At 79.6% G+C, this 387-nt stretch carries 1 pseudogene; it reads left to right on the forward strand.

Annotated features, from left to right (window positions below):
* Positions 1-360: pseudogene (locus ACTJK8_RS32410) on the forward strand (methyl-accepting chemotaxis protein); the annotation flags it as partial.
* Between the last annotated feature and the right edge of the window lie 27 nt (positions 361-387).

A 387-nucleotide genomic window follows, 5' to 3' on the forward strand; every position in this document is an offset into this window, starting at 1 on the left:
ACCCAGCAGAACGCCAGCGCCTCCGAGCAGGTCTCGGCCACCTCCGAGGAGCTGGCCACCCAGGCCGAGAAGCTGCAGGCGACGATCGCCTACTTCCGCCTCGCCGAGGCGTCCGCGCCGGGCGCGCCCCTGGCGGGTGTCCCCCTGGCCGGCGTCGATCAGGCGGTGACGCGCCTGCGCGCGACCGCGGCGCGGATGGGCACGGCCTCGGCGGGCCCGGCCTCGGGCGCTTCCTCGGCGGCGATCCGCTCGCCGAGCCCGAAGCGGGCGGGCGGGCGCGGCCCGGCGGCGGGCGGCGGCTTCGCCCTCGACATGGGCGAGGGCGACGCGCAGGACGCCGCCTTCACCCGCGTCGCCTGACCCGCCGCCCGAAGCCCGGATCCGCGC

It is taken from the genome of Methylobacterium sp. 22177 (assembly GCF_052045615.1).
In the GTDB taxonomy this organism is placed as follows: Bacteria; Pseudomonadota; Alphaproteobacteria; order Rhizobiales; family Beijerinckiaceae; genus Methylobacterium; species Methylobacterium radiotolerans.